General features: G+C 40.6%; 2 pseudogenes. Both read left to right on the top strand.

The features are described from left to right. A pseudogene (locus AACY61_RS13580) lies at positions 1-1,145 on the top strand (cytochrome c3 family protein); the annotation flags it as partial. Between the two features lie 33 nt (positions 1,146-1,178). After that, positions 1,179-1,502, top strand: a pseudogene (locus tag AACY61_RS13575) (TAT-variant-translocated molybdopterin oxidoreductase); the annotation flags it as partial. Between the last annotated feature and the right edge of the window lie 31 nt (positions 1,503-1,533).

The following is a 1,533-nucleotide window of genomic DNA, read 5'->3' as shown; positions in this document are numbered from 1 at the left end:
GGAAGACAATTGTTTAATAGTAATTGTGCCGCGTGTCACCAGTTAGACCGCAAGGGAGTGGGTCCTGCCCTTAGAGGTGTGGCAGAAAAGTATGAAAAAGAATGGTTGTACAGCTGGATTAGAAATAGCCAGGCTATGGTACAAGCAGGAGATCCAACTGCAGTTGCTCTTTTTGAAGAATGGAACCAATCTGTAATGCAGGCATTTCCTCAATTGTAGCATATACAAGTGCTCCTAAACCCGAGCCACCAGCTGCTACTGCTGATGCTGCTTCCGGGGATTCAACAACAACAGATTCTGGAATATCCAACAGCTTGATTCTCGGTGTGCTTGCCATCGTAATGTTGATGCTGGTTATTATGCTTGTTTTAGTCAACAATGTCCTTAAAAAGATTGCAGTAGCAAATAAAGTTGAGTATGAAAAGGCAGAAAAATCAACCCCGATTTGGAAAGCCTTCGTTCAAAACCAGTTTTTGGTTTTAGTAACAGTTGTTTTCCTTATGTTGGCTGGAGCTTATTATGCCTATGGCTTCTTTATGCAAGTGGGCATTGATCAAGGGTATGCTCCGGTACAACCCATCCACTTTTCACATAAAATACACGCCGGCGATAATCAGATAGATTGTAATTTCTGCCACTCGTCTGCCCGTAAAAGTAAACATTCAGGAATTCCCTCACTAAATGTCTGTATGAGTTGTCATGAAAACATCTATGAATACAACGGAGAAGTCGATTTGGAAAATGGATATACCAAAGAATTTTATGATGCTGAAATAGCAAAATTATATGATGCAGTGGGTTGGGATGCTGAAGAAAGAACCTATTCCGGTGAAGAACAACCCGTTAAATGGGTGCGTATTCACAACCTTCCTGACCTGGCATACTTTAATCACTCACAACACGTAAATGTTGCCGGAGTTGATTGTCAAACATGTCATGGTCCTGTAGAAGAAATGGAAATTCTGTATCAGTACTCTCCCTTGACAATGGGTTGGTGTATCGATTGTCACCGTACCACAAATGTGGACTTGCAAGGAAATGAATACTATGAAAAGATTCACGCTGAACTTTCAAAAAAGTATGGCGTAGAGAAATTAACAGCCGCTCAAATGGGTGGTCTGGAATGTGGTAAATGCCACTATTAAAATTTAATTTAAAGATAAATTTCAATCCAAAATATGGCATCAAGCAAGAAATACTGGAAAAGTGTTGAAGAGCTGAACGAGAATAGCTCAATTGTTGAGACGCTAAAGCAAAATGAGTTTGTTGAAGAAATTCCAACTGACGAATTCCTTGGCAATAAGGAAGCTCTCGAAACTTCAACAACCACTCGTCGTGACTTTTTAAAGTATGTCGGGTTTACTACTGCCGCAGCATCACTGGCTGCCTGTGAAGGGCCCGTTATCAAGTCTATTCCTTACGTAGTTCATCCCGATGAAATAGTACCCGGACTTGCAAATTTTTATGCAACAACAATTGCAGATGGTTTTGATTTTGCAAGTCCGGGTACTATTTCATCGGGATGAAATAGTA

This window comes from uncultured Planktosalinus sp. (assembly GCF_963973675.1).
Classification (GTDB): Bacteria; Bacteroidota; Bacteroidia; order Flavobacteriales; family Flavobacteriaceae; genus Planktosalinus.
Note: the sequence above shows the minus strand (reverse complement) of the source record. Positions and strands in the feature narration are given on the sequence as shown.